Genomic DNA, 26,103 nt, shown 5'->3' on the forward strand with positions numbered 1-26,103 from the left:
GGAACGTCCAACCCCATGACCGAACGTGACGGCGAGAAAGGACACGTCGCTGGTGAAGTCCCCGTCCTACGTCTCTGTTCTGATCGACGGCGCCCACCCGGCCCGCTCGGTGCTCCGGCTGCTGGCCCGCCGGCCCGGCCGGATGTCACTGGCTCTGCTGGCCTTCGCGCTGAAGGAGATCCCGCTCTGGTTCCTGCCCGTCATCACGGCGGCGATCATCGACGTCGTCGCCGAGCGCGGGTCGCCGACCGCCGTCCTGTGGTGGTTCGCGCTGGCGGGCGTCCTGCTGTTGCAGAACTATCCCAACCACCTCCTCTACACGCGCAACTTCATGACGGTCGTCCGCGACATCGGCGCGGACCTGCGCAACGCGCTGGCCGCGCGGCTGCAGAGCCTGTCGATCGGCTACCACACCCGCATGAGCTCCTCGATCGTGCAGAACAAGGTCGTGCGCGACGTCGAGAACGTGGAGCTCATGCTCCAGCAGGTGACCCATCCGCTGCTGTCGTCCACGATGGTGCTGATCGGCGCGGTCTCGATGACCGCGATCGCCGTGCCGCAGTTCCTGCCCGTGTACGCGCTCACCGTCCCGATCGCGCTCGTGCTGCGCACCGCGCTCGGCCGGCGGTCGCGCCGCCGCAACGAGGCCCTGCGGCGCGAGATGGAGGGCTTCGCCGCCCGGGTCGGCGAGATGGCCTCGCTGATCCCCGTCACCCGCGCGCACGGCCTGGAGGAGACCGCGGTCACGCGGGTCGCCTACGGCGCCGACGGCGTGCGCCGGGCCGGCCTGCACCTGGACATGCTCAACGGCCACGTCGCCTCCCTGTCCTGGGTGACGATGCAACTGCTGGGGGTCTGCTGCCTGGTGCTGGCCGCGATGTTCTCCCTGACCGGGCTGCTGCCGATCACCCCGGGCGAGGTGGTGCTGCTGTCGAGCTACTTCGCGCTGCTCACCGGCGGGCTCACCCAGTTGCTCATGCTCATCCCGGTCGGCGCGCGCGGCCTGGAGTCGGTCCGCTCGGTCGCCGAGGTGATCGAGGAGCCCGACCTGGAGCAGAACGAGGGCAAGCGGGTCGTCGGCGCCGTGGACGGCGGCATCCGGCTGGAGAACGTGTCCTACCGCTACCCGGGCGCGGACGAGCCCGCCCTGCACGGCATCGACCTCGACATCCCGCCGGGCACGACCGTCGCGTTCGTCGGCTCGTCCGGCTCGGGCAAGTCGACCCTGCTCAACCTGGTCCTCGGCTTCCTGCGCCCGACCGGCGGGCGCATCCTGCTCGACGGCGCCGACATCCAGGAGCTGGACCTGCGCACCGCGCGCCGCTTCGTCTCCGTGGTGCCGCAGGAGTCGGTGCTGTTCGAGGGCACCATCCGCGAGAACATCGCCTACGGCCTGCCGGAGGTCCCCGACGAGCGCATCGCGCAGGCGTTGCGCGACGCGAACGCGTGGGCGTTCGTGCAGGAGCAGCCGCAGGGCTGGGACACGGTGGTGGGGGAGCGGGGCGCGCGCCTGTCCGGCGGGCAGCGGCAACGCCTGGCCATCGCCCGCGCGCTCGTCCGCGACCCGCGCATCCTGCTGCTGGACGAGGCCACCTCCGCGCTCGATTCGGAGTCGGAGGAGCTGGTCAGGGAGGCGCTGGCCCGCCTCATGCGGGGGCGTACGACGCTCGTCGTCGCCCACCGGCTGTCCACGGTGCGCCAGGCCGACAGGATCGTCGTGTTCGACCGCGGCCGGGTCGTCGAGCAGGGCACGCACGACGAGCTCCTGGCCGCCGACGGCCGCTACGCCCGGCTCCACCTCACGCAGGCCGGCCTCGCCTGACGACGCCCCCGCCCCGGCCGATCAGCGCGAGCCGGCGCGGGGGGGCGGCCGCCCCCCCCCCCCGGGGGGCGGGCCCTCCTATGACAGGGGTGGGGTTACGCCGTCCGCCCGAGGTCAGTACGGATACCTGAGGTGCGCAGGGCGGCAAGCGGGCGATCGGGCCGGGTCAACCTCCGAAACCAGCTCGTGACGCCGCCGGGAGGCCGCGGTCCGCGCCATTTGGGGCAGGAGTCCTGATTGATGGACGAAGGCGGGGATCTGTGGGTAGCCATATGATCGTTTCGTTTGATAGGTGCAGGATTGTCGGGAAAGGCGTTCATGACCCACCCCCTCAGCCGGCGGACCGCCCTGCTGGGCTCCGCGGCCGTGGCCGGACTCACGCTCTGGGAAAGACCGGCCGAGGCGGTCGGCAAGGCCGCCTTCGACGCGGCGCGTGAACGGTGGGTGAGCCTGCTGGCCGGCACGTCGTACGACGCCGCCCACGCCGACAAGACGCGGGCGATCGAGGGCTCGGCCCACGCGGTGCTGCGCAAGCTCAGCCCCGACCCCGCCCGCCCCGGCCTCTGGCCCGACCTGCCGCTGGACGACCCCACCACCGGCAACTTCAACCGCGCCTACAACCGCATGCGCACGCTGGCGCTGGGCTGGGCCACGCCCGGCACCGCCATGCACCGCGACGACCGGGTCGCCGAGACCGCGGTCAGGGCGCTGGACTTCCTGTACGAGCACGCCTACCACGAGGACCTCGACCGGCGGGGCAGCAACTGGTTCTGGTGGGAGATCGGCGTGCCCCGCGCGCTGACCGACACCTGCGCGCTGCTCTACGACGGCCTGCCCGGGGACCGGCTCAGGCGCTGGCTGCGCCCGCTGCGCCGCTGGTGCCCCGACCCCGAGCGCCGCGTCAGCCACCCCGGCGTGGTCGAGACCGGCGCCAACCGGGCCGGCAAGGCCATGGCGGTGGCCATGCGCGGGCTGCTCACCCACGACGCGCGCCTGGTCAGGCGGGCCAAGGACGCGGTCGCCGACCTGCTGCGGCGCACCTCCGGCCCCGGCGACGGCTTCTACCGCGACGGGTCGTTCATCCAGCACGACGTGTTCCCCTACACCGGCAGCTACGGCGTGGACTACCTGGAGAGCGTGGCCAAGCTGATCGCCATGCTCGCCGGGTCGCCGTGGGAGATCCGCGACATCGGCCGGATCTACGACATCGTGGATCGCTCCTTCGTGCCGTTCGTCTTCGACGGGCTGATGATGGACTGCGTGCGCGGCCGGGCCATCTCCCGGCAGGGCCACCGCGACCACCACGCCGGGCAGAAGACCGTCGAGGCCGTCCTCACCCTGCTCGAGGCCGCGCCCGAGCGGCACGCCCGGCGCTGGCGGCCGCTGGTGAAGGGCTGGCTCACCCGCAACCAGGCCGTCCCCTACGAGACGCTCGCCCCGCTGGCGAGCATCGCCAAGGCCAGGGCCCTGCTGGCGGACCCGTCGGTGCCGGTCGGGCCGCGCACCACGGGCACGTACGTCTTCGCCGACATGGACCGGGTCGTGCACCGCCGCCCCTCCTGGGCCTTCGCGATCGCGATGAGCTCTGAGCGGATCGGCGCGGCCGAGGCCATGAACCGGGAGAACCTGCACGGCTGGTACACCGGCGACGGCATGACCTACCTCTACACCGACGACCTCACCCACTGGAACGACGAGCTGTGGCCGACGATCGACCCGTACCGGCTGCCGGGCACCACGGTGGACACCCGCAGGCGCGCCGACCTGCGCGGCGGGCGCCGCATGCCGCCCACCCCGTGGGCCGGCGGGGTCGCGCTCGACGGCGAGTACGGCGCGGCGGCCATGAAGCTGGTCGCCGGCGGCTCCTCGCTGCGGGCCAAGAAGGCGTGGTTCCTCCTCGACGACGCCGTGATCGCCCTCGGCGCCGGCATCACCGCCTCCGACGGCCGCCGCATCGAGACCATCGTGGAGAACCGCAACACCCACGACACGCACCCGCCGCTGTGCCAGGGTGACGGGTGGGTCCACCTGAGCGGGGTCGCCGGGTACGCGCTGCTCGACGGCGCCGAGGCGAAGGTGATCCGCGAGCGGCGCACCGGCCGCTGGCACGACATCGACCAGGGCGCCACCACCGGAGGCGACAAGACCCCCGTCACCCGGCACTACACAACGATCCTGATCGACCACGGCGTCGACCCGCGCAAGGCCTGCTACGCCTACGCCGTGCTGCCTGGCGCCTCCGCCGCGCAGACCGCCGCCTACGGCCAGGGGATCGAGATCCTCGCCAACTCCGGCACGGCCCAGGCCGTCGCCCGCGGCGACCTGCTCGCCGCCGTCTTCTGGCGCGCGGGCACGGTCAAGACCCCGCACGGGCCGCTCACCGCCGACGGGCCGTGCGCGCTGCTCGCGCGGCGCGACGGCCGGCAGGTGCGGCTCGCGGTCTCCGACCCGTCCAGGAGCGCCGACGAGGTGAAGATCAGGCTGCCCTGGGCGGTGAAGTCGGTCAGGGAACGCGACCGGGGCGTGCGCAGGGCCAAGAAGGCGATCAAGGTGGAGGTCGGCGGGAGCCGCGGCCACACCCGCGCCGCGGTCGTACGCGTCTGATCCCTCGCCGGGACCGGCGGGCGACTACGAGACGTGGCACCACGCCGACCCCACCCGGCGCGGCGTCAGAGCCCGGCCCGGGATCACACGGACGGGTCGATGTGGATCTTCGGGCCCGGTCCCGCGCCCGCCGGGCGGCGTCCGGCCAGCACGCCGGCCGTCTCGGCGAGCCCGATCGTGGCCGCCACCAGCGGCCGGGCGTCCACCGAGCCGTCGGCGTACGCGGCGATGGCCCCCGCCAGGCCGGCCGAGCCGCCCAGCACGCCGACCGCCGTGACGTCCTTGAGCACCAGCTCGCGGGTGTCGATCGTGGACGGGGTGCCGGCCAGCCCGATGTAGACCACGCGCCCGCCGGGCTCGACGAGGTCGAGGGCGAGAGCGGGCAGCCCGGGCGCGTTGGAGGCGTCGATGACGGCGTCCCACGGCAGGGACGGCAGCGACTCCCTGGTCCAGGCGTCGGTGAGGCCAAGTTGCCCGGCCAGGCGCAGCCCGTCGTCGTCCCGGCCCAGCACGTGCACCTCGGCGCCGGCGGCCCGGGCGAACAGCGCCGCCAGCAGGCCGATCGTGCCGGTGCCCAGAACCAGCAGCCGTCCGCCCGCCGCCGGCCCGCACGGCCCGCAGCGCGTTGCCCCCGGGCTCCACCAGCGCGCCGAGCGCGGGGTCCACGCCGCCGGGCAGCGCGTGCAGGGCGGCCACCGGCACGGCGAGCCGTTCGGCGAGCGCGCCGGGGCGGCCCCGGCTGATGCCGATCTCGGCCAGGTCGGCGCACACGTGGTGGCGGCCGGCCCGGCAGCGGTCGCAGCGGCCGCAGCCGAGCATGGTGTCGCCCGTGACGCGCCGCCCCAGCCATTCCCCCGGCACGCCGGAGCCGAGCGCGGTGACGCGGCCGCACCACTCGTGGCCGGGCCGCAGCGGGTACCGGGAGCGGCCGGTGCGCAGGTAGCTCATCTCGCCGGTGAACAGCTCCACGTCGGTGCCGCACACGCCGACCCGCTCGACGTCCACCACGACCTCGCCGGGCCCGGCGGCGGGCGGCTCGACCTCCTGGACTTCGGCCGCGCCCGGGCCGGTCAGGACCAGGGCGCGCATCTACCGGGGCCCGACGACGGTCTGGCGCTGGCTGCCCAGGCCGTCGATGCCCAGCTCCACGACGTCGCCCGGCTGGAGCCAGAGCTGCGGGTCGTGGCCCATGCCGACGCCGGGCGGGGTGCCGGTGTTGATCAGGTCGCCGGGCTCCAGGACCATGAACTGGCTCAGGTGGCGCACGATGACGTACGGGTCGAAGATCATCGTCTTGGTGGTGCCGGTCTGGCGGCGCACGCCGTTGACGTTCAGCCACATGCCGAGGTCCTTGACGTCGGCGATCTCGTCGGGGGTGACCAGCCAGGGCCCGGCCGGGTTGAACGTCTCGGCCGACTTGCCCTTGCTCCACTGGCCGCCGCGCTCCATCTGGAAGGCGCGCTCGCTGACGTCGTTGACCACGCAGTAGCCGGCGATCGCGTCCCGGGCCTCCTCGACCGAGTCGAGGTAGGAGGTGCGGCGGCCGATGACGATGCCCAGCTCCACCTCCCAGTCGGTCTTGGTGGCGCCGCGCGGGATGCGCACGTCGTCGTACGGGCCGACGAGCGTGTTGGGCGACTTGGTGAACAGGATCGGCTCGTCCGGCACGGCCTGGCCGGTCTCGGCGGCGTGGTCGCTGTAGTTCAGGCCGATGCACAGGATCTGGTGCGGCCGGGCGATCGGCGCGCCGATCCGCTCACCGGCGAACTCGCGGGGCCGGCCGGTGGCGACCTTCCCGGCGAGCAGCGAGACGCCGCCGGCGGCGAAGAACCGCTCGTCGAAGTCGGGGGTGACGTCGGAGACGTCGATGTAGTGGTTGTCGTCGACGCGGACGACGGGCTTCTCGGCGCCGGGCGCGCCGATGCGCATGAGGTGCACGGGTGTCTCTCCGGAAGGTCGCAAGGGGGTCGGTCAGGGCGGGGGAGGGCGGGCCACGGCATGCGTCAGGGAGGGTCCTCCCCGGCGACGATGGCGTGGATGGCGGACACGTCGTCGATGAGCGCCCGCAGCGGGGTGCGGTAGGCCAGGCCGCTGACGCTGATCGCGCCGCTGGGCGTGGTGGGCGAGTTGAGGTAGGCCGGGACCGCCAGGCAGTTGACGCCCGGCTCGTTCTCCTGGTCGTCGAGGGCGTAGCCCCGCTCGCGGATGCGCGCCAGCTCTGCGTGCAGGCCCTCGGCGGTCGTGATGGAGCGTTCGGTGGGACGTTCCAGCTCCCGGCCGCCCACCCACGCGCGCACCGCCGCCTCGTCGGGCAGGGTGTGGGCCAGCAGGAGCTTGCCGACCGCGGTGCAGTGGGCCGGGTTGCGGCCCCCGACGACCGAGGTGAGCCGCACCGCGCCGGCGGCCGGGTCGAGCTTGGAGCGGTAGACGACCGAGGGGCCGTCCAGCACGGCGTAGTGCACGGTCTCGCCGTACCGGTCGCACAGCGCCTTCAGCACCGGGGCGACCCGGACGTGGTCCGGCCGGGCCTCGTGGTGGGCGAAGGCCATCCGCAGGAACTCGTCGCCCAGCACGTAGCGGCCATGGCCGTGCTGCGTGGCGAAGCCGGCGCGGCGCAGCGCGGCCAGCGCCCGGTGCACGGTCGGCTTCGGGCTGGCCACCGCGCGCGCCATCTCCTCCAGCCCGATCCCGTCGGGGTGGCGGGCCAGCTCGGCCAGCACCGCCAGCACGCGGTCGGACCCGACGAGCCTCGGCTCCTCGGTCAGCTCGGACATGTTCCGAACGTTAGACCACCGTTCCGCAAAACGGAAGTTGCTGACCGAGGCCATTCCCGTGGGGAAGCTTATGAGCTAATCTTCCCCTGAGTTTCGCAGGACGAATCAAAGTTCCAATAGTTGGAAAGAGTGGTGGCCTCATGGCGAGGAGCCGGAGCGCTCAGTGGTACGCCGGCAGCGACCGCAACGCCTACATCCACCGGGCCTGGATGCGCCGCGGCCTGCCGTCCGGCGCCTTCGACGGCCGCCCGCACATCGCGATCGCCAACACCGCCTCCGACCTGACCCCCTGCAACCTGCACCTGAACGAGGTGGCCGAGCACGTCAAGCACGGCGTGTGGGAGGCGGGCGGCGTGCCGCTCAACCTGCCGGTGGTCTCCCTCGGCGAGACGAACGTGCGCCCCACCGCGATGCTCTGGCGCAACATGGCCGCGATGGCGATCGAGGAGATGCTGCGCGCCAACCCGATCGACGGCGTGGTGCTGCTGGGCGGCTGCGACAAGACCATCCCGGCGCTGCTCATGGCCGCCTCCTCGGTGAACCTGCCCGCCGTGGTGGTGCCCGGCGGGCCGATGCTCACCGGCCACTTCCGCGGCGTGCCGCTGGGCTGCGGCACCGACGTGTGGAAGCTCAGCGAGGAGGTACGCGCCGGCACCCTCAGCGGCGAGGCGTTCCTGCGCTCGGAGTCGTCGATGATCCGCAGCAAGGGCCACTGCAACACGATGGGCACCGCCTCCACCATGGGCCTGCTGGCCGAGGTGCTCGGCATGACCCTGCCCGGCCTGGCCGGCACCCCCGCCCCCGACAGCCGCCTGCTGGAGGGCGCGCACGAGACCGGCCGCCTCGTCGTCGAGATGATCGCCGGCGGGCGCCGCCCCTCGGACGTCATGACGCGCGGCTCCTTCCTCAACGCCATCGTCGCGCTGGCCGCGCTCGGCGGCTCCACCAACGCCGTCGTGCACCTGCTGGCCATCGCCGGCCGGCTCGGCGTCGAGCTGACCCAGGACGACTTCGACCGCACCGGCTCCGGCGTGCCCCTGCTGGCCGACCTGCAGCCGGCCGGCCGCCACCTGATGGACGACCTCCACCGCGCCGGCGGCCTGCACGCCGTGCTGCACCAGGTGCGCGACCTGCTCGACCCGGCCGCGCTCACCGTCACCGGCCGGCCGCTCGTGGACCACCTGGAAGAGACCGCGATCCACGACCCCGAGGTCATCCGCACCCGCGACGAGCCGCTGCGGCGCGACGCCGGCATCGCCGTCCTGTACGGCAACCTCGCCCCGGACGGCGCCGTCATCAAGCCCGCCGCCGCCTCGCCCCACCTGCTCCGGCACCGCGGCCCGGCCGTCGTGTTCGACTCGGTCGAGGACCTGCACGCCCGCCTCGACGACCCCGACCTGGAGGTCACCGCCGACTCGGTGCTCATCCTGCGCGGCTGCGGCCCCAAGGGCTACCCCGGCATGCCGGAGGTGTCCAACCTGCCGCTGCCGCCCAAGCTGCTCGCCCAGGGCGTGCGCGACATGGTGCGCATCTGCGACGGCCGCATGAGCGGCACCGCGTACGGCACCGTCGTGCTGCACGTCGCGCCCGAGGCCGCCGCCGGCGGGCCGCTCGGCCTGGTGCGCACCGGCGACAGGGTCGTCCTCGACGTGCCGGCCAGGCGGCTCGACCTCGACGTGCCCGCCGGCGAGCTGGCCGCCCGCGAGCCGTCGCCGGAGATGACCGCGGCGTTCGCCCGCCCGTCACGCGGCTGGCAGCGCCTCTACGTCGAGACCGTGCGGCAGGCCGACACCGGCGCCGACCTCGACTTCCTCATCGGCTCCAGCGGCGACCAGGTAGCCCGCGAATCCCACTGAAAGGACCCCGCATGTCCCGCACCGCGCTCATCACCGGCGGCGTCAGCGGCCTGGGCAGGGCCGCCGCCATCCGCCTGGAGGCAGACGGCGTCAGGGTGATCACCCTCGACATCGCCGACGGCGCCGACCTGGTCGTGGACGTCACCGACCCGGCCGCCGTCCAGGCCGCCGCCGACGAGGCCGGCCCCGTGGACATCCTGATCAACTCCGCCGGCATCGTCGGCCCCAACGCGCCTCTGTGGGAGATCCCGCTCGACGGCTGGCGGCGCACCTTCGACGTCAACGTCAACGGCACCTTCCACACCTGCCGCGCGTTCGTCCCCGGCATGCGCGAGCGCGGCTGGGGCCGCGTCGTCAACCTCGCCAGCATGGCCGGCAAGGACGGCAACCCCAACATGGCCCCGTACTCCGCCAGCAAGGCCGCCGTCATCGGCCTGACGAAATCGCTCGGCAAGGAGCTGGCCACCAGCGGCGTGCTGGTCAACGCCGTCGCGCCCGCCGTGATCGAGACGCCGATGAACGCCGACACCGGCCCCGAGGCGCTGGCCCACATCACCGGCCTCATCCCGATGCGCCGCGTCGGGAAGCCCGAGGAGGTGGCCGAGCTGATCGCCTGGCTCGCCTCCGACAAGGTCAGCTTCTCCACCGGCGCCGTCTACGACATCAGCGGCGGGCGCGCCACCTACTGACCACCGCCGGCGGCCCGGCCGCACCCCGGCGTCACGGGCTGCCCGGTGTCACGGGCTGCCCGGTGTCACGCGATGCCCGGTGTCACGGGCTGCCCGGTGTCACGCGATGCCCGGTGTCACAGGATGCCCGGTGTCACAGGATGAACGTGAACAGCGGCGAGCCCGGCGGGATGCGCTCGACCGTGAGCGGGCCGGCCTTCATCCGGACCAGGAGGTCGTCGAGGTCGCCGGCCCGCTCCAGCTCGATGCCGACGAGCGCGGGGCCGGTCTCGCGGTTGTTCTTCTTCACGTACTCGAAGGCGATGATGTCCTCGCCCTCGCCCAGCACCTCGTCGAGGAAGTGGCGCAGCGCGCCGGGGCGCTGCGGGAACGTCACCAGGAAGTAGTGCCGCAGCCCGATGTGCACCAGGGAGCGTTCGAGCACCTCGTTGTAGCGGCTGACGTCGTTGTTGCCGCCCGACACGACGCACACCACCGGCCCGGCGGAGGCGTGGGGCAGGAACTCGCGGGCGGCGGCGCCCGCGAGTGCGCCCGCGGGCTCGGCGATGATGCCGTCGGTCTGGTAGAGGTCGAGCATCTCGGTGCACACCGCGCCCTCGTCGACCGCGACGACCTCGTCCACCAGCTCCTTGACCAGGGGGAACGTGGCCTCTCCCACCCGCCCGACGGCGGCGCCGTCGACGAAGGTGTCCAGCTCGGGCAGGGCGAGGGGCCCGCCGTGGCCGAGGGCGGCGCCCATGCTGGCCGCGCCCGCGGGCTCGGCGCCGACGATGCGGGTGGCGGGGGAGTGCTCGCGCAGCCAGACGGCGATGCCGCTGATCAGGCCGCCGCCGCCGACCGGGACGACCACCGTGCCCGGCGGCCGATCGCACTGCGCCAGGATCTCCAGGCCGACCGTGCCCTGCCCCGCCATCGTCCTGACGTCGTCGAACGGATGCACGTAGACCGCGCCGGTGCGCTCGCTGTCGAGGTGCGCGGCGCCGCTCGCCTCGTCGTAGGTGCCGCCGGCGACCACGATCTCCACCCGGTCGCCGCCGAGCGCCGCGATGCGCTCGCGCTTCTGCCGCGGCGTGGCGGAGGGGACGTAGACGCGGCCGCTGATGCCCAGCCGCGCGCAGGCGAACGCGACGCCCTGGCCGTGGTTGCCGGCGCTGGCGCAGACCACGCCGCGCCGCCGCTCGTCGTCGGTGAGGGAGGCGATGAGGTTGAACGCCCCGCGCACCTTGTAGGAGCGGCAGACCTGCGCGTCCTCGCGCTTGAGCAGCACGTCGCCGCCGAGCAGGCCGGACAGCCGCTCGTTGGGCTCCAGCGCGGTGCGGCGGACCACCGGCCGCAACCGGTCGGCCGCCTGGCTGATCATGGCGGCGGTGAGGTGGTCGCTCATGCGCACTCCTGGCACAGCGGTGGATCAAGGACGAGAGCGGGACGCCTGGCGGCGGCCGGACGGGCGGTCAACGGTGACGACGCCCGTCGCCGGGCGGCGGTGCCGCCGGGGCGGGCGGGCCGCTCGCGCGAGCCCGAGCCGGACGGCACACCGGCCACAACGATCCCACCAGGCCATGCTATGCCCGCGACGCCCCAGCTCCCGCCACCGGTCAGGAGCCCAGGACCTTGGTGAGCCCGGCCAGCGCCCCGGCGATCTGCGCGGGGGTGAGGCCGAGCACCGTGCGCTGGTAGCGGTAGACCTCGGGGGCCAGCGGCGCGAGCAGCACGTCGACCAGCGCGTCGGGGCCGGGCGTGCCCGCGGCGTCCAGCAGCACGCGCACGTGGGCGCGCCAGAAGCCGTACGCGCCGGTCTCGAAGCGGGTGCGGCCCACCTCCGAGCCGAGCACCAGGTGGGAGTGATCCTCCAGCAGCCGCACCATGGCGGCGTAGAAGGCGGCCAGCCGCTCGGCGGGCGGCGCTCCCGGCCCCAGGGGCGGCTCGCCGCGCAGCAGGCGCTCCTGCAGCTCCCGCTCGTGCTCGTCGAGCAGCGCCACGGCGATGGCGGCCCGGTCGGGGTAGCGGCGGTAGAGCGTGCCCCGGCCCACCCCGGCCGCCCTGGCGATGTCGTCCATCGTCACGTCCTGCGGGGACCGCTCGGCGAACAGCCGCGCTGCCGCCTCCAGGATGCGGGCGCGGTTGCGCGCGGCGTCGGCTCTCTCCATGCGCCCATTGTATGTGGACATCTCGTCCGCTTATAGTGAAGCGGACGTTGTGTCCATTTATCTCGCTGAGGAGAGATCATGCTGCTGCACCTTGACTCCAGCGCCCGCCGGGCGTCGTTCTCGCGCAGGCTGTCCCGCCTGTACGCCGACACCTGGCGGGCCGCCCACCCCCGGGCCGGCTACGTCTACCGCGACCTGGCCGCGCAGCCCGTGCCGCACATCGGCGAGGCCTGGACCGAGCTGTGCGACCACGTCCTGGAGCACGGGATCACCGACATCGGCCGCTACCGGGAGGCCGTGCGCACCCCCGCCCAGCGGGAGGCGTGGGCCGTGGTGGAGCCGCTGCTCGACGAGGTGGTCGCGGCCGAGGTGATCCTCATCGGGGCGCCGATGTACAACTACTCGATCCCCTCGTCGCTCAAGGCCTGGCTCGACCAGATCACCTTTCCCAAGATGTCGCTGCGGGGGCGCTCGTTCGTGGTGACCGGCGCGCGCGGCGGCGCGTACGGCCCCGGCACGCCGCGCGAGCCGTACGACCACCAGGAGCGCTACCTGCGCGACTTCTTCAAGGGTCACTTCCAGGTCGAGGACGTCACGTTCATCCACGCCGAGCTGGCCAACGCCCGCCTCGACCCGGCGCTGGCGCACCTGCGCCAGGCGCACGAGGAGTCCCTGGCGGCGGCGCTGAAGGAGGCGGCCCGATGAGCTGGCTGATCCTGCTGCTGGCCGGGCTGGTCGAGGTGGCCTGGTCGCAGAGCATCAAGCCGACGCAGAACTTCACCAGGCCGCTGCCCACGCTGGTCTGCCTGGTCCTGATGGGCGTCGCGGTCTGGCTGCTGTCGCGGGCCATGAACACGCTGCCGGTCGGCACGGCGTACGCCGTCTTCACCGGCATCGGCGCCGCCGGCGCGATCACCCTGGGGATCGTCGTCAACGACGACCCCGTCTCGGTGGGCAGGCTGGCGGCGCTCGCCCTGATCGTCGGCGGCATCGTGCTGGCCCGGATCACCGCCTGACCCGAAGGCGGCCGGCCTGCCGCCGCGGCACGGCCCGGTCCGGAGGGCGGCCGGGCTTCCTCCGAGGCGCGGGCTGGGCCGTGACCTCCCCCTCTGGCGTCGCTCTTGCGGCCTTACGCCCGTAAGGATAGCCTCCTCCTTACAGGTGTAAGGCAACGCGCGGCCGGGCCGCGCCGGCATCCAGGGGGAAACGGTCATGAACGCAACCAGGCGGGCGGCCTCGGTCGCCGGCGTCTTGGTCATCGTGGGGATGCTCGCCGGCGTCCTGAGCGTGGTCCCCGTCCTCGAACAGCCGCACTACCTCGGCCTCGTCCCCGCCCACGCGGGCCAGGTCATCATCGGCGCGGCGGCCCAGCTCCTCATGATCCCCGCCTACGCGGGCTTCGCGCTGTGCCTGTATCCGGCGTTGAAAGCGGTGAGCGAGCCGCTCAGCCTGGGGTTCCTCGGGTTCAGGCTGATCGCGGTGGCCTTCCATCTCGCCGGGGTGATCCTGCTGCCGCTGTTCCTGGTGCTGGGCGAGGAGTTCGCCCGGGCCGGCGCGGCGGAGGCGGCCCGGATCGAGGTGCTGGGCGAGGTGGTGCGGGCGGCGCGCGACCTGGTCAACCACGCCGCGCTGATCATCTCGCTGAGCCTCGGCGACCTCCTGCTCTTCGCGATCCTGCACCGCTCGCGGCTCGTGCCCCGCTGGCTGTCGGTGTGGGGGCTGCTCGGGGCCGGGTCGGCCCTGGCGGCGAGCCTCCTGGTGCTGTTCCGCCTGACCGAGGTCGTCGCGCCGCTCTACCTGGCCATGAACGCGCCCCTGGCCCTGCAGAGCCTGGCCCTGGCCGTGCGCCTGATCGCCAGGGGCCTCGACACCAGGACCGCCGTTCCCGGGCCCGCGACCTGACCGCGGCTGCCCGCGAGCCGACCCGGAGGCAGGTCGCGCCGGCCCCGGAGACGCCTGAGCCCACCCGCTCATGAGAAGAGGCCGGCGACCTTTCGCGGCGGGTGGGCTTGCGGGCGACGGAGCTATCCGGCGTAGGTCTCGAACTCGGCGACCTTCGGGGTGCCGCTCGAACCGGTGATCCGGAAGGTGACCTTGCTCAGCGCGACCGGGGAGAAGGAGATCGCGCCCGCCCCGGTGCCGGAGGCCAGGACGGCGCCGGTGCCGGCGTTGACGACCTGCCAGGAGCCGATGGCGCCGGCCGAGCCCGCCGCCTCGCGGATGACGACCCTGGACACCGTCGTGGCCGAGCCCCACTTGATCGAGATGTCACCGGTCGAGCCGGCCGGCGACCAGTACGTGCTCAGGTCGCCGTCGCGCACGTTGCCGTAGCTCGTCCCACCGGCCTTGCTGGAGCCGTCGGAGCCGGCGCCGAGGCTGAGGTTGTTCCCGCCGGGCGTGGGGGTGACCGTCGGGGTGGGGCTCACCGTCGGGGTGGGGGTGACGGTCGGCGTGGGGGAGGGCGTCGGCGTCTGGGGCGAGCAGCTGCCGTTCGACACCTGCATGCCCTTGTTGGCGCCGGCCGTCTGCCGCACGATGTCCGGCACGCAGGAGGCCCCGTCGAGACGGTAGGAGTACGGGATGCTGACGGAGGTGTTGGACTGCGGGTTCGGGCCGGCCGGGTTGTTGTCCTCGCCGGGCTGGGACCAGGTCACGTTGTCGAAGACGTTGCCGCTGACCTGCCAGTAGCCGGCCTCGCTGGTGTAGAAGGTGCCCAGGACGTCCTTGGAGTTCCTGAAGTGGTTGTTCTCCACCTTGGCGCGGGCCCCGGCGCGGGAGTTGATGCCGGACTCGTTGAGGCTGACGTAGGAGTTGTTGAAGATGTGCGCGATGCCGCCGCGCAGCAGGGGCGTGCGGGAGTCGATGTTCTCGTACAGGTTGTGGTGGAAGGTGATGAAGCCGTTGGAGCGGTCGCTCTCGCTGGAGCCGATGAGCCCGCCCCGGCCGGAGTTGCGCAGGATGCTGTAGGACAGGGTCACGTACTGGGTGTTGTCCTTCATGTCGAACAGCCCGTCGAAGCCCTCCGACTCCCCGCCCGAGGCCTCCAGCGTCACGTGGTCGACCCAGACGTTGCGCACGTCGCTCTCCATCGAGATGGCGTCGCCGCCGTTCGACGTGGGCGAGCCCGACTTCTTGACGTTCCTGACGGTGACGTTCTGGATGATGATGTTGCTGGACTCGCGGATGTGGATGCCCACCTGGTCGAAGACGGCGCCGCCGCCGACCCCGATGATCGTGACGTTGCTGATCTGCTTGAGCTCGATCACGCCGGCGGCGGTGTTGCAGCTCTCGCCCGACACCTTGGCGGTGTTGCCGTGGTTGATGGTCCCCTCGACCTGGATGGTGATCGGCGTGCTGCTGTCGGCCCGGTTGCACAGCGCCGCGTGGATCGCGGTGCCCGTGGTGGCCCGCACCGTCTGCCCGCCCGCGCCGCCGGTGGTCCCGCCGTTGCCGGTCGCGTAGCCGGTGGCGCTCCCGGCCGCCGCCGACGCCTGCATCTGCGGCAACGCCACACCGGCCGCGGCCGCGATGGCCGCCGCGGCCCAGAGCCGCAGTGCCACTGCTCGTCTCATGCTGTCTCACCTTCGTCTCGGACGCGGAACGCGTTCTTCTCCGTGCGGTTCACGCGGGCCGGCCTGCGGAAACGCTGAGGGGAAAGCGCTTGCCGCAAAGCGGTAAGCGCTTTCCCGAAGTGCGCTTGGAGTGAAGCACACGGTGGCGGAGAAAGAGAAGCCCCGGCTGCGCGCCTCTCCAGGAGGGAGGCCGTACGCGCAGGTCAGGCCGGCCGGCGCGAGGCGGCAGGAGTTGCAGTGCGCTCTGAAACTTTCATCCGGCCCTTCCTCAGGCGGCGGTGCAGGACGGGACGGGGGCGCCGTTGGCGCCGTTCCAAAACCAGGTCAGGCAGCCGATGCCGCGCCGGCGCGCCCTCGGCCACGAGGGTCTGGTCTCCGCCTCGCCGTCCCTGAAGCGTCGGCACGGCGGCGCCGGCGGCGAGCAGGCTGCTCTTCATGACACTCCTAGTAGCCGTAGCGGCTCTTCAGGTGACGCCACCAGTCGCGGAACATCCACGCGTCGAACTCCGTGATCTGCGCGGCGCTGCCCGCCTTCATCAGGAAGCAGCACACCCCGGTCGGCGTCCAGTCGTAGAAGTCGTCCAGGCCGAAGCTGTGCCCTATCTCGTGCAGCAGGATGTGGATGTCGTCGGCGTTGAGCGAGTTGACGAAGTACTCGCTGCCCAGGCGCTGGCCCCAGTCGCCGCCCGCGCCGCCGCCCATGCCGGCGGTCAGCCACAACGACATGTCGTAGTGGTGCGAGGCGCCGCCGGGGCAGTTCGGGTAGGTGCCGCCCTGGTTGAAGAAGCGGCCGCACGCCTGGGCGCACTGGGGCGCGTTCTCCCGGATGTCGCCGACGTAGATGTCGACCGAGTTGTCGTTCCACTGGAGCTGGGCGCGGTCGCGCACGGCCCAGCCCACGACCTTCAGCGGCACGTCCGCGTACGGCCAGTTGTTGTGGCCCCTCATGACGTCCATCCACTTCTTGAACTGGCGGGCCAGGGCGGCGTGGATCTGGTCGCGCAGCGCGGCCGACACGGTCGCGCCGGAGTCCCAGCGCACGCAGTAGTTGATCGAGCCCCGGTTGGCCATGATCTGGTCCCAGCCGTAGTTGCGGAAGCCGTACAGGTTGGGGTAGGTGCTCTCCTGGTGCTGCCACACCTCGTTCAGCGGGGTGACCAGGTTGCCCGGCGGGTTCCAGCCGCTCTGCCGGCCGTTCTCGCCGATGGCCTTGACCTCCAGCAGGCCGACGGACGCCTGCCCGCTCTGCAGCACCACGCGCAGCCGGGTGGTGCTGACCTGCGCGAAGGTGACCGTGTTGTAGGCGTCGGCGGCGACGGGGTACGTGCCCGGCAGGTCGGCGTACGCGCTGCCGGTCCAGCGCTGGAGCCGCCAGGAGGCGGGGACGCGCACGCCGCCGCCGTCGTCGAAGAAGTACACCTGCGCCGAACGCAGGGTCTGCGCCGAGGCCCAGGTCAGCTCGGCCCACTGGGCGCCGGTCTGCGGCCAGGTGCCCCAGCGGCGGTTGACGGTGTCGTTGGAGCGGGGCGGGTCGATGCCGTCGTTGATCGCGGCGACGCTCTCCCAGGGCGAGGTGTAGGAGGCGGAGGCGGTGGCCGACGGGGCCAGGTTGACCTCCGCCGCCGCGGCCGGGGCGGAGGGGAGGAGGAAGATCCCGATGGCGGTGAGCACGCCCAGGAACGCCGAGGTCAGTCGTCTCATTGCGGTTCTCCGGAGATCGTGATTCTGTTAGCGCTAACACCGCGGAACCGCGCCGAGGGCGGTCCGGCGGGGAAAGCGCAGACGAGTGTCAGGGCGGTCCCCGGTCCTGTCAAGGATCGTCGCCGGCCGTCAGGAGGCCGGTCAGCGGCCGTGGCGCCCGCCGCCCGGGGCCCGGTCCGGGCGGCGGAGCGGGCGACGGCGGGCCGGGACCGTGTGTTTCCCGCTGCTCGTACGGTCCGGCCTGAGGGCTGGGCGCGCCCGCGTGATCCGTGCGGCGATGTTCGGGCTCCGGGACGTCGGGCGGTGAACGTTTCATCGGGCGTGCGGCTGGGCCGTCGGGGCCCGAGCCCGGTGGCGGCCGTCCGCGGTGGGCCCCGCCGGACCCCGGGCCTTCAGCTCGGGGCGGGGAAGGCGCCGGGGAGGGAGTGGGGCGCGCCGGCGTGCAGTCCGTCGAGGAAGAAGGACAGGCAGCGGCGCCACGCGTCCGGCGCGGTGTCCATGCCCTCGCGGATGACCTGGGACATCGCCCACACCAGGGTGACCAGGTCCTGGGCGCTGAAGTCGGCGCGCAGCCGGCCGGCGGCCTTGGCCCGTTCGATCACGCGCTCGGCCTGGACGAAGCCGGCGTGGCAGGCCTGGCTCACGTCGGTCGCCAGGGTGAAGCCCTGCACCAGGGCGTCGTTGAGCGCCTGGTCCTGGGCCTGCAAGGTGAACAGCCCCTCCAGGAACCCGGCGAACCCGGCCCACGGGTCGGGGTCGGCCAGGGCCGCCGCGCAGATCCGGTCGAGGGCGGCCAGCCGCTCGGGGAGGATCGCGGCGAGGAGCGCCTCGCGGGTCGGGAAGTGGTTGTAGAGGGTGCCGATGCTGACCCCGGCCCGGCGCGCGATGTGTTCGAGCGGGGCGTCGAGGCCGCGTTCGGCGAAGATCTCGGTGGCCGCGATCAGGAGCTTGTCACGATTGCGCGCGGCATCCGCCCGCAGCGGCTTGGGTCCGGCTGCCATGCCTTCCATCATACGAAATCGAGGGATGCCTCAAGTTCGTGTTACAGTCGAGCCGACAAGTTGAGGGAGCCCTCGATTTAGAAAGGTGCCGCCATGCCCGCAACCACCCGTAAGACCGCCGTCGTCCTGGGCGCAGGACCCGGCCTCGGCATGTCCATCGCCCACCGGTTCGGACGGGAGGGGTACGCCGTGGCGCTGGTGTCCCGTACCGCCGAGCGCCACGCCGGCTACGTGGCGTCCCTGGCCGCGGCGGGGGTCGAGGCCGTCGCGCTCGCCGCCGACGTGCACGACGACGACGGCGTCGGCGCCGCCCTCGACGAGATCGCCGGGCGGTTCGGCACGATCGACGTCGTCTACTACGGCCCCGGGGCCGCCGACGTGACCGCCCCGCTCAAGGACATCACCGAGACCACCGCGGCGGACGTCATGGAGGCCATGGAGGTGGCGTACTCGGCGGTCGAGGTCGTCGGCAGGGTGCTGCCCGGCATGATCGAGCGGGGCGAGGGCGGGCTGCTGTTCGCCGGCGGGCTCAGCTCCGTCATGCCGATGCCGCCGCTCGGCGCGCTGGCCCTCTCCTCGGCGGCCCTGCGCAACTACGCCCTGACGCTGAACGCCGCCCTGTCCGGCCAGGGCGTCTACGCCGGCACCCTGACCATCGGCGGGCTGATCGAACGGGGCGACATCCACCGGTACGTCACCTCCGACCCGGCCCGCGCCGCCGGCGTCGGCGACCACACCCTCGACCCGGACGCGATCGCCGACACCGCCTGGGAGCTGTTCACCAAGCGCGACCGCCCCGAGGTGACGTTCAGCACCTTCGGCTGAGCCCGGGGTCACGGGGTCGCGCGGAGGGCGTTCCGCTGAACCGGGGTCACGGGGTCGCGCGCAGGCCGTTCCGCCAGACGGCCGCGACCAGGGGGACGCCCGGGCGGTAGGCCAGGTGGACGTGGCTCGGCGCGTCGAGCAGGACCAGGTCGGCGCGGGCGCCGGGGGACAGGCGGCCCACGTCCTCGCGGCGCAGCGCCCTGGCCCCGCCCAGCGTGGCGGCGACCACCGCCTCCTCCGGCGTCATGCCCATCTCCCGCACCGCGAGCGCCACGCAGAACGGCATCGAGCTGGTGAAGCTCGACCCCGGGTTGCAGTCGGTGGACAGCGCCACCGTCACCCCGGCGTCCAGCAGCCGGCGCGCGTCCGGGTACGGGCCGCGCGTGGAGAACTCGGCCCCCGGCAGCAGCGTCGCCACCGTCGTACCGCCGGCCAGCGCGTCCACGTCGGCGTCGTCGAGATGCGTGCAGTGGTCGGCCGAGGCGGCCCCCAGCTCCACGGCCAGCCGCACGCCCGGCCCGTGGCCGAGCTGGTTGGCGTGCACCCGGGGCGCCAAACCCGCCCGCATCCCCGCCGTGAGCACCGCGCGGGCCTGGTCGCCGTCGAAGGCGCCCCGCTCGCAGAAGACGTCCACCCACCGCGCGTGCGGCGCGCAGGCGTCGAGCATGGGCCCGGTCACGAGCTCCACGTACGCGTCCGGGTCCGCCGCGTACTCCGGCGGCGCCACGTGCGCCCCCAGGTAGGTCACCTCGTCGGTGTGGCCGGCCGCGATGCGCAGCGAGCGGGCCTCGTCGGCGACGGTGAGCCCGTAGCCGGACTTGCACTCGATCGTCGTCGTCCCCTGGCGCAGCGCCTCGGCCACGTACCGTGCGACGTTCGCCTCCAGCTCGGCGTCGGAGGCGGCGCGGGTGGCGGCCACGGTGGTGCGGATGCCGCCCGCCGTGTACGGCAGGCCCGACATGCGGGCGTCGAACTCCGCCGTGCGGTCCCCGGCGAACACCAGGTGCGCGTGGGAGTCGACGAAACCGGGGATCGCGGCCCGCCCGCCCGCGTCCACGCGCTCGTCGGCGTCGGGGACCCGGGAGGCGGGCCCGGCCCAGGCGACCCGGCCCTGCTCGAAGACGATCGCGGCGTCGGCGATCGTGCCCAGCTCGGGGTCGTTGGTGAGCAGGCTGCCGATGCCGGTGATGGCGACGGACACAACACTTCCTTTCCACGGGGCCGTCTTTCCGCAAGGCGGCCCGTCAGCGGGGTCACCTCTTCAACGGCCGCCCGTCAGCAGGGCCACCCGTCAACCGGGCCGCTTCTTCGAAGGGGGGCCGCCCGGTCACAGGGCCGTGACGCGGGCGATGGCCCGGGTCAGGGCCGCGGGCACGTCCCGTACCAGGAGATGGACGCCGTCGCGGACCACCGGCCGGCCGCCCACCACGACGTGCCGCACGTCGGCGGCCGTGGCGGCGAACACCGCGGTCTCCGCGCCGAGCGCGGCCGGCGGGCCGGCCGTGCGGACCGAGTCGAGCGCGACCGTGACGAGATCGGCCGGCGCGCCCGGCTCGATCCGGCCCGCCTCCGGCCAGCCGAGCGAGGCGTGCCCGTCGGAGGTCGCGGCGCGCAGCAGCGCGGCGGCGCTCCAGTGGCCGCGCCGCAGGGTCCGCAGCCGCTCGTCCAGCTCCACCGCCCGCGCCTCCTCGAACAGGTCGATCACGGCGTGGCTGTCGCTGCCCAGGCTGATCGGCGACCCGGCGGCGGCCAGGGCGGAGGCCGGGCCGATGCCGTCGGCCAGGTCCCGTTCGGTGGTCGGGCACATGCAGATCGTCGTGGCCGAGCCGCCGAGCAGGCCGATGTCGTCGCCGGTGAGGTGGGTGGCGTGCACGGCGGAGGTGCGCGGGCCGAGCACGCCCCGGTCGGCCAGCAGCCGGGTGGGCGTGCACCCGTGGGCGGCCAGGCACGCCTCGTTCTCGGCGGGCTGCTCCGACAGGTGCACGTGCAGCGGCGCCTCCCGCTCGGCGGCCCACCGCGCGACGGTGGCGAGCTGGCCGGCGGGCACGGCGCGCACCGAGTGGACGGCCGCGCCGATCCTGGCGTGCCCGCGCTCCTTCAGCGCCGAGGCCCGCGCGGCCCAGGCGTCCGCGTCGCCGTCGGTGAAGCGGAGCTGGTGCCGCTCCGGCGGCGCGCCGAAGCCGGCGGACAGGTAGCACGTGTCCAGCAGCGTGATCCTGATCCCGGCCTGGGCCGCCGCCTCGACGAGGGCCTCGCCCATGGCGTTCGGGCCGGCGTACGGGGTCCCGCCCGGCGCGTGGTGCAGGTAGTGGAACTCGCCGACGCAGGTGATCCCGGCCAGCGCCATCTCCGCGTAGACCGCCCGCGCCAGCTCCAGGTAGGTGTCGGGGTCGAGCCGGGCGGCCACGTCGTACATGCTGTCGCGCCAGGTCCAGAACGTGCCGGAGCCGCGCTGCGCGCTGCCGCGCAGGGCCCGGTGGAAGGCGTGCGAGTGCGCGTTGGCCAGCCCCGGGAGGGTCAGCCCCGGCAGCACCGTCGCCCCGGGCGGGGGCGCGGCGGCTCCCGCGCGGACGCCGGCGACCCGGCCTCCGGCGACCTCGATCACGACGCCGGAGGCCACCGCGCCGCCCGTCCAGGCGTGCTCGGCGTAGTAGACGGTGTCGGCGTGGTAGGCGGTGTCGGCGTGGTAGGCGGTGGGCGTCACCGGCATGCCAGCTCCTCCAGGACGTCGGTGAGCGCCTCGACCCCCGCCACGCAGTCGTCCTCGCGGGCGTGCTCGGCGGGGGAGTGGGACACGCCGGTGGGGTTGCGGACGAACAGCATGGCGGTGGGCACTTTCGCGGCCAGGATGCCGGCGTCGTGCCCGGCGCCCGTCGGCAGCACCGGCACCTCGTACGGCCGGCGCGCGGCCAGCAGCCCGGCCAGCTCGTCGCGCAGCGCCGGCGCGAAGTCCACGACCGGCGTGAAGGACTCGCGGGTGAGCTCCACCCGCACGCCGTCGCGCGCGGCGTGCTCGCGGGCCTCACCCTCGATCTCGCCGACGAGCCGGTCGAGCACGTCCTGGCCGGCGGCGCGCGCGTCCAGCCAGGCGCGCACCAGGCTCGGGATGGCGTTGACGCCGTTCGGCTCCACGCTGAGCTTGCCGAACGTGGCCCGCGCGCCCGCCGCGGCGGCCCGCGCCCGCGCCGCCAGGACGGTGGCGGCGTAGGCGGGCATCGGGTCGTGCCGGTCCTCCATGCGGGTGGTGCCGGCGTGGTCGGCCACGCCGCGGAAGTCGAACCGCCAGCGCCCGTGCGGCCAGATCGACGACGCGACGCCCACCGGGGAGGCCGTGTCCGCCAGGTGGCGCCCCTGCTCGACGTGGAGCTCGACGAAGACGCCGACCCGCGCGAGCCGCTCGTCGTCCGGCCCGATCGCCCCCGGGTCGTGCCCGGCCCGCTCCATCGCCTCCGGCAGCGAGATCCCGTCGGCGTCCCGCAGCCCGGCGGCGCGCTCGGGGGTGAGCACGCCCGCGGTCAGCCGGGAGCCGGCGCAGGCCAGCCCGAAGCGGGCGCCCTCCTCGTCGCCGAAGTTCACCACCGCGATCGGCCGGGACGGCCGCGCGCCGCGCGCCGCCAGCCCGTCGAGCGCGGCGAACGCCGACACCACGCCCAGCGGCCCGTCGAACGCGCCGCCGTCCGGCACCGAGTCCAGGTGCGAGCCGGTCACGACCGCGTCGCCCGCCGCCGGGTCGCCGAGCCAGGCCCACTGGTTGCCGTTGCGGTCGGTCTCGCACGTCAGGCCGCGCGCCGCCGCCTGCTCGCGGAACCAGGCGCGGCACTCGGCGTCGGCCCCGGTCCAGGCGAAGCGCCGGTAGCCGCCGGAGCCGGCGTGCCGGCCGACCGGCAGCAGCTCCGCCCACATCTCCTGGAACGACGACGGCATCAGACCTCCTTCATCGGCACGCGCACGCCGCTGCGCAGCGCGACCTCCTCGGCCTGCTCGTACCCGGCGTCGACGTGCCGGATGACCCCCATGCCGGGGTCGTTGGTGAGCACCCGGCGGATCTTCTCCCCGGCCAGCGCCGTGCCGTCGGCCACCGTCACCTGCCCGGCGTGCAGCGAGCGGCCGATGCCGACCCCGCCGCCGTGGTGGATCGACACCCAGGAGGCCCCCGAGGCCACGTTGACCATGGCGTTGAGCAGCGGCCAGTCGGCGATCGCGTCGGAGCCGTCGAGCATGCCCTCGGTCTCGCGGTACGGCGAGGCCACCGACCCGCAGTCCAGGTGGTCGCGGCCGATCACGATCGGGGCGCGCAGCTCACCGGCGGCCACCATGTCGTTGAAGCGCTCGCCCGCCCGGTCGCGCTCGCCGTAGCCCAGCCAGCAGATCCGCGCCGGCAGGCCCTGGAAGTGCACCTTCTCGCCGGCCAGGCGGATCCAGCGGGCCAGCGGCTCGTTGTCGGGGAACAGCTCCAGGATCGCGCGGTCGGTGGCCGCGATGTCGGCCGGGTCGCCCGACAGGGCCGCCCATCGGAACGGGCCCTTGCCCTCGCAGAACAGCGGCCTGATGTACGCCGGCACGAACCCGGGGAAGTCGAAGGCCCTGGCGTATCCGGCCAGCTTGGCCTCGCCCCTGATGGAGTTGCCGTAGTCGAACACCTCCGCCCCGGCGTCCATGAACCCGACCATCGCCTCGACGTGCCGCGCCATCGACGCGCGCGCCCGCTCGGTGAAGCCGGCCGGGTCCTTGGCCCGCTCGGCCGCCATGTCCTCGAACGCCATCCCGGCCGGCAGGTACGCCAGCGGGTCGTGCGCGCTGGTCTGGTCGGTCACGACGTCGATCGGGGCGCCCTCGGCGAGCAGCCGGGGCAGCACCTCGGCGGCGTTGCCGAGCAGCCCGATCGACAGCGGGCGGCGGGCGTCCCTGGCCTCGGTGGCCAGCCGCAGCGCGTGCGCCGGGTCGTCGGCCTGCACGTCGAGGTAGCCGTGCTCCAGGCGGCGCCGGATGCGCGACGGGTCGCACTCGACGCAGATGGCCACGCCGCCGTTCATGGTGACGGCCAGCGGCTGGGCGCCGCCCATGCCGCCGAGGCCCGCGGTGAGCGTGATCGTCCCGGCCAGCGAGCCGCCGAACCGCTTGGCGGCGACCGCGGCGAAGGTCTCGTACGTGCCCTGGAGGATGCCCTGCGTGCCGATGTAGATCCACGAGCCGGCCGTCATCTGGCCGTACATGGTGAGCCCGGCCGCCTCCAGCCGCCGGAACTCCTCCCAGGTGGCCCAGTCGCCGACCAGGTTGGAGTTGGCGATCAGCACGCGCGGCGCCCACTCGTGGGTGGTCATGACGCCGACCGGCCTGCCCGACTGCACGAGCATCGTCTCGTCGGCCTTGAGGGTGCGCAGCGTGCGCTCGATCGCGTCGAAGGAGCGCCAGTCGCGGGCGGCGCGGCCGGTGCCGCCGTAGACCACGAGCTCGTCGGGATGCTCGGCCACCTCGGGGTCGAGGTTGTTCTGCAGCATCCGCAGCGCGGCCTCCTGCTGCCAGCCCAGGGCGGTCAGCTCGTTGCCGCGGGCGGCCCGTACGGGGCGTGCGCCTTCCATGATGTCGGTTCCTTTCGATCAGCGGGTCGGTGAGAGCGCGGTGGAGGGGTAGATCATCTCGGCGGGCGGGTTCGCGGTGCGCCGGGCCCATGGGTAGTAGAGCGCGGCAGTGGCCAGCAGGCCGACGATCCACGAGATGTCGGCGCCGCCGAGCAGCTCGGTGATCGGCCCGGTGTAGAGCTTCTGCGCCAGGAACGGGATCTGGACCACCACGCCGAAGGCGTAGCAGACCAGGGCGGGCGCGTTCCAGCGGCCGTAGCGGCCGGCCGGGTCGTACAGGGCGGGGATGTCCACCCGCTCCTTGGAGACCAGGTAGTAGTCGGTGAGGTTGATGGCGCTCCACGGCGTGAACACCATGAGCAGCACGAGCACGAAGTTCTTGAAGTTGTTCAGGAAGTCGGCGCTGGCCAGCATCGCCACCGCGACCGACACGGCGGTGAAGCCGACGATGTAGAGCGCGCGGGCCACCGGCGAGACGCGCGAGCGGCCGTCGAACGCGGTCACGGTCGTCAGCAGGCACATGAAGCCGCCGTAGGCGTTGAGCGTGTTGACGGTCAGCTTGCCGACCACGATCACGATGTAGATCAGCAGGGCGACGGCCGCGGGCCCGGCCAGCGCGCCGACGAAGCCGACCTGGTCGCCGACGAACACGTCGCCGGAGACGGCCGCGATGAGCGCGCCGAGCGTCATCGCCCACTGCGAGCCGATCACGCTGCCCGCGAACGTGCTCCAGAACGTGGCGCGCTCGCTGGTGCCGCGGGGCAGGTAGCGGGAGTAGTCGGCGACGTACGGGCCGAACGTGAGCTGCCAGGCCGCGCCGAGCCCCACGGCCAGCAGGAACGTGGGCGCCTCGAACGGCTTGACGCCGACGACCGCGCCGACGTCGTACGTGGTGAAGACGGCGACCAGCAGGTAGCCCAGGCCGCACACGCCGACGACGGTCGCGATCCTGCCGACGGTGTGGATGAGCCGGTAGCCGGTCACCGCGACGATCACCGTCAGCAGGCCGAAGATCAGGATGCCGGCGGTCGCGGGCACGTGCAGGATGCGGCCGAGCGCCTGGCCGGCCAGCACGCTGCCGGTGGCGGCGAAGCCCAGGTACATCAGCACGACCAGCACGAGCGGCACGACCGCGCCGTAGACGCCGAACTGCGCCCGGCTGGAGATCATCTGGGGCAGGCCGAGCCGCGGGCCCTGCGCGGAGTGCAGCGCCATCACGACGCCGCCCAGCACGTTGCCGATGAGCAGGGCGATGATCGCCCAGAGGGCGTCGGCGCCGAAGACGACGGCGAGCGCGCCGTCCACGATCGCGGTGATCTGCATGTTGGCGCCGAACCAGAGGGTGAACTGGCTGCGCGGCGTGCCGTGCCGCTCGGCGTCGGGGATCACGTCGATCGTCCGGCGCTCCACGGCGGGGGCCGCGCCCGGGGGTTGGTCGTGGTGCATGGCGTCCGCCTCTCGCGCGTCAGGCGCTCCGGGGGATTAGGGGTTGGGGGAAATGTACAGTCCTGTATATACAGCTCGCTACCCTGG

The 26,103-nt window shown here is 73.5% G+C and carries 21 protein-coding genes and 1 pseudogene; 8 read left to right on the forward strand and 14 right to left on the reverse strand.

Features of this window, described 5'->3' with window-relative positions; translation table 11 throughout:
* The first annotated feature begins 25 nt into the window (after nt 1-25).
* Nucleotides 26-1,822, forward strand: a complete 1,797-nt coding sequence (locus tag IO39_RS21065; protein ID WP_211267086.1) for an ABC transporter ATP-binding protein — start codon at nt 26-28, stop codon at nt 1,820-1,822.
* A 318-nt stretch (nt 1,823-2,140) separates the two neighbouring features.
* Complete coding sequence (locus IO39_RS21070; RefSeq protein WP_043625720.1) at nt 2,141-4,426, forward strand: polysaccharide lyase 8 family protein; 2,286 nt, start codon at nt 2,141-2,143, stop codon at nt 4,424-4,426.
* 83 nt (nt 4,427-4,509) lie between these two features.
* On the opposite strand, the gene IO39_RS57860 is transcribed toward IO39_RS21070, so the two are convergent.
* From IO39_RS57860 to IO39_RS21085, 4 genes and pseudogenes are all read right to left on the reverse strand, one after another.
* Complete coding sequence (locus IO39_RS57860; protein ID WP_245642105.1) at nt 4,510-4,938, reverse strand: zinc-binding dehydrogenase; 429 nt, start codon at nt 4,936-4,938, stop codon at nt 4,510-4,512.
* A gap of 220 nt (nt 4,939-5,158) precedes the next feature.
* Nucleotides 5,159-5,515, reverse strand: a pseudogene (locus tag IO39_RS57865) (alcohol dehydrogenase catalytic domain-containing protein); the annotation flags it as partial.
* Complete coding sequence (locus IO39_RS21080; RefSeq protein WP_043625723.1) at nt 5,516-6,364, reverse strand: fumarylacetoacetate hydrolase family protein; 849 nt, start codon at nt 6,362-6,364, stop codon at nt 5,516-5,518.
* A 65-nt stretch (nt 6,365-6,429) separates the two neighbouring features.
* Nucleotides 6,430-7,200 carry an IclR family transcriptional regulator gene (locus IO39_RS21085; RefSeq protein WP_043625725.1) on the reverse strand — a complete coding sequence of 257 codons (771 nt, stop codon included), beginning with the start codon at nt 7,198-7,200 and terminating at the stop codon, nt 6,430-6,432.
* A gap of 140 nt (nt 7,201-7,340) precedes the next feature.
* Here IO39_RS21085 and IO39_RS21090 point away from each other — a divergent pair, with 140 nt between their 5' ends.
* Both IO39_RS21090 and IO39_RS21095 read left to right on the forward strand, forming a co-directional pair.
* A complete protein-coding gene (locus IO39_RS21090; RefSeq protein WP_043625728.1) occupies nt 7,341-9,056 on the forward strand; it encodes an IlvD/Edd family dehydratase in 1,716 nt (571 codons plus the stop codon).
* Between the two features lie 11 nt (nt 9,057-9,067).
* Nucleotides 9,068-9,745, forward strand: coding sequence for an SDR family NAD(P)-dependent oxidoreductase (locus tag IO39_RS21095; protein WP_043625731.1), 678 nt, complete (start codon nt 9,068-9,070; stop codon nt 9,743-9,745).
* A gap of 133 nt (nt 9,746-9,878) precedes the next feature.
* Here IO39_RS21095 and ilvA read toward each other — a convergent pair whose 3' ends face one another.
* Both ilvA and IO39_RS21105 read right to left on the reverse strand, forming a co-directional pair.
* Nucleotides 9,879-11,129: a threonine ammonia-lyase IlvA gene (gene ilvA, locus IO39_RS21100; RefSeq protein ID WP_043625734.1), complete on the reverse strand. Its 1,251-nt coding sequence runs from the start codon at nt 11,127-11,129 to the stop codon at nt 9,879-9,881.
* Nucleotides 11,130-11,340: 211 nt separating this feature from the next.
* Entirely contained in the window at nt 11,341-11,892 is a 552-nt protein-coding gene (locus IO39_RS21105) for a TetR/AcrR family transcriptional regulator (RefSeq protein ID WP_084773201.1), read from the reverse strand.
* Nucleotides 11,893-11,970: 78 nt separating this feature from the next.
* Between IO39_RS21105 and IO39_RS21110 the strand changes: the two genes are divergently transcribed.
* From IO39_RS21110 to IO39_RS21120, 3 genes are all read left to right on the forward strand, one after another.
* Nucleotides 11,971-12,597 carry an FMN-dependent NADH-azoreductase gene (locus tag IO39_RS21110; protein WP_043625740.1) on the forward strand — a complete coding sequence of 209 codons (627 nt, stop codon included), beginning with the start codon at nt 11,971-11,973 and terminating at the stop codon, nt 12,595-12,597.
* Nucleotides 12,594-12,908, forward strand: a complete 315-nt coding sequence (locus tag IO39_RS21115; RefSeq protein WP_043625742.1) for a DMT family transporter — start codon at nt 12,594-12,596, stop codon at nt 12,906-12,908. The genes IO39_RS21110 and IO39_RS21115 overlap by 4 nt, the downstream gene beginning before the upstream one ends.
* 196 nt (nt 12,909-13,104) lie before the next feature.
* Nucleotides 13,105-13,794 (forward strand): DUF4386 domain-containing protein, encoded by a 690-nt coding sequence (locus IO39_RS21120; protein ID WP_043625745.1) that lies wholly within the window; start codon nt 13,105-13,107, stop codon nt 13,792-13,794.
* Nucleotides 13,795-13,916: 122 nt separating this feature from the next.
* Here IO39_RS21120 and IO39_RS21125 read toward each other — a convergent pair whose 3' ends face one another.
* The 3 genes from IO39_RS21125 to IO39_RS21135 form a co-directional block, all read right to left on the reverse strand.
* Complete coding sequence (locus IO39_RS21125; protein ID WP_043625748.1) at nt 13,917-15,464, reverse strand: pectate lyase family protein; 1,548 nt, start codon at nt 15,462-15,464, stop codon at nt 13,917-13,919.
* Nucleotides 15,465-15,908: 444 nt separating this feature from the next.
* Nucleotides 15,909-17,165 carry a hypothetical protein gene (locus IO39_RS21130; protein WP_211267087.1) on the reverse strand — a complete coding sequence of 419 codons (1,257 nt, stop codon included), beginning with the start codon at nt 17,163-17,165 and terminating at the stop codon, nt 15,909-15,911.
* A gap of 392 nt (nt 17,166-17,557) precedes the next feature.
* Nucleotides 17,558-18,166 (reverse strand): TetR/AcrR family transcriptional regulator, encoded by a 609-nt coding sequence (locus IO39_RS21135; protein WP_043626178.1) that lies wholly within the window; start codon nt 18,164-18,166, stop codon nt 17,558-17,560.
* 93 nt (nt 18,167-18,259) lie between these two features.
* Here IO39_RS21135 and IO39_RS21140 point away from each other — a divergent pair, with 93 nt between their 5' ends.
* Nucleotides 18,260-18,991, forward strand: a complete 732-nt coding sequence (locus tag IO39_RS21140; protein WP_043625750.1) for an SDR family NAD(P)-dependent oxidoreductase — start codon at nt 18,260-18,262, stop codon at nt 18,989-18,991.
* A 46-nt stretch (nt 18,992-19,037) separates the two neighbouring features.
* Here IO39_RS21140 and hutI read toward each other — a convergent pair whose 3' ends face one another.
* The 5 genes from hutI to IO39_RS21165 all read right to left on the reverse strand — a co-directional run bounded on the left by hutI (nt 19,038) and on the right by IO39_RS21165 (nt 26,016).
* Entirely contained in the window at nt 19,038-20,192 is a 1,155-nt protein-coding gene (gene hutI / locus IO39_RS21145) for an imidazolonepropionase (RefSeq protein WP_211267088.1), read from the reverse strand.
* A 126-nt stretch (nt 20,193-20,318) separates the two neighbouring features.
* A complete protein-coding gene (locus tag IO39_RS21150; RefSeq protein WP_052423151.1) occupies nt 20,319-21,701 on the reverse strand; it encodes a formimidoylglutamate deiminase in 1,383 nt (460 codons plus the stop codon).
* Nucleotides 21,692-22,915 (reverse strand): allantoate amidohydrolase, encoded by a 1,224-nt coding sequence (locus tag IO39_RS21155; RefSeq protein WP_052423152.1) that lies wholly within the window; start codon nt 22,913-22,915, stop codon nt 21,692-21,694. Before IO39_RS21155 ends, IO39_RS21150 begins: the two co-directional genes overlap by 10 nt.
* Nucleotides 22,915-24,570 carry a urocanate hydratase gene (gene hutU, locus IO39_RS21160; protein WP_043625752.1) on the reverse strand — a complete coding sequence of 552 codons (1,656 nt, stop codon included), beginning with the start codon at nt 24,568-24,570 and terminating at the stop codon, nt 22,915-22,917. Before hutU ends, IO39_RS21155 begins: the two co-directional genes overlap by 1 nt.
* A gap of 18 nt (nt 24,571-24,588) precedes the next feature.
* Nucleotides 24,589-26,016: a purine-cytosine permease family protein gene (locus IO39_RS21165; protein WP_043625755.1), complete on the reverse strand. Its 1,428-nt coding sequence runs from the start codon at nt 26,014-26,016 to the stop codon at nt 24,589-24,591.
* Nucleotides 26,017-26,103 lie beyond the last annotated feature (87 nt).

Source organism: Nonomuraea candida (assembly GCF_000725485.1).
GTDB classification, from domain to species: domain Bacteria; phylum Actinomycetota; class Actinomycetes; order Streptosporangiales; family Streptosporangiaceae; genus Nonomuraea; species Nonomuraea candida.

Bases quoted from the DNA above. Each gene is read 5' to 3' on its own strand.
- IO39_RS21140 (WP_043625750.1), top strand. From the start codon at position 18,260: ATGCCCGCAACCACCCGTAAGACCGCCGTCGTCCTGGGCGCAGGACCC.
- IO39_RS21165 (WP_043625755.1), bottom strand. From the start codon at position 26,016: ATGCACCACGACCAACCCCCGGGCGCGGCCCCCGCCGTGGAGCGCCGG.
- IO39_RS21095 (WP_043625731.1), top strand. From the start codon at position 9,068: ATGTCCCGCACCGCGCTCATCACCGGCGGCGTCAGCGGCCTGGGCAGG.
- IO39_RS21090 (WP_043625728.1), top strand. From the start codon at position 7,341: ATGGCGAGGAGCCGGAGCGCTCAGTGGTACGCCGGCAGCGACCGCAAC.
- IO39_RS21110 (WP_043625740.1), top strand. From the start codon at position 11,971: ATGCTGCTGCACCTTGACTCCAGCGCCCGCCGGGCGTCGTTCTCGCGC.
- IO39_RS21115 (WP_043625742.1), top strand. From the start codon at position 12,594: ATGAGCTGGCTGATCCTGCTGCTGGCCGGGCTGGTCGAGGTGGCCTGG.
- IO39_RS21135 (WP_043626178.1), bottom strand. From the start codon at position 18,166: ATGGCAGCCGGACCCAAGCCGCTGCGGGCGGATGCCGCGCGCAATCGT.
- IO39_RS21070 (WP_043625720.1), top strand. From the start codon at position 2,141: ATGACCCACCCCCTCAGCCGGCGGACCGCCCTGCTGGGCTCCGCGGCC.
- IO39_RS21130 (WP_211267087.1), bottom strand. From the start codon at position 17,165: ATGAGACGACTGACCTCGGCGTTCCTGGGCGTGCTCACCGCCATCGGG.
- IO39_RS21150 (WP_052423151.1), bottom strand. From the start codon at position 21,701: ATGCCGGTGACGCCCACCGCCTACCACGCCGACACCGCCTACCACGCC.
- IO39_RS21125 (WP_043625748.1), bottom strand. From the start codon at position 15,464: ATGAGACGAGCAGTGGCACTGCGGCTCTGGGCCGCGGCGGCCATCGCG.
- IO39_RS21085 (WP_043625725.1), bottom strand. From the start codon at position 7,200: ATGTCCGAGCTGACCGAGGAGCCGAGGCTCGTCGGGTCCGACCGCGTG.
- IO39_RS21105 (WP_084773201.1), bottom strand. From the start codon at position 11,892: ATGGAGAGAGCCGACGCCGCGCGCAACCGCGCCCGCATCCTGGAGGCG.
- IO39_RS21155 (WP_052423152.1), bottom strand. From the start codon at position 22,915: ATGCCGTCGTCGTTCCAGGAGATGTGGGCGGAGCTGCTGCCGGTCGGC.
- ilvA (WP_043625734.1), bottom strand. From the start codon at position 11,129: ATGAGCGACCACCTCACCGCCGCCATGATCAGCCAGGCGGCCGACCGG.
- hutU (WP_043625752.1), bottom strand. From the start codon at position 24,570: ATGGAAGGCGCACGCCCCGTACGGGCCGCCCGCGGCAACGAGCTGACC.
- IO39_RS21120 (WP_043625745.1), top strand. From the start codon at position 13,105: ATGAACGCAACCAGGCGGGCGGCCTCGGTCGCCGGCGTCTTGGTCATC.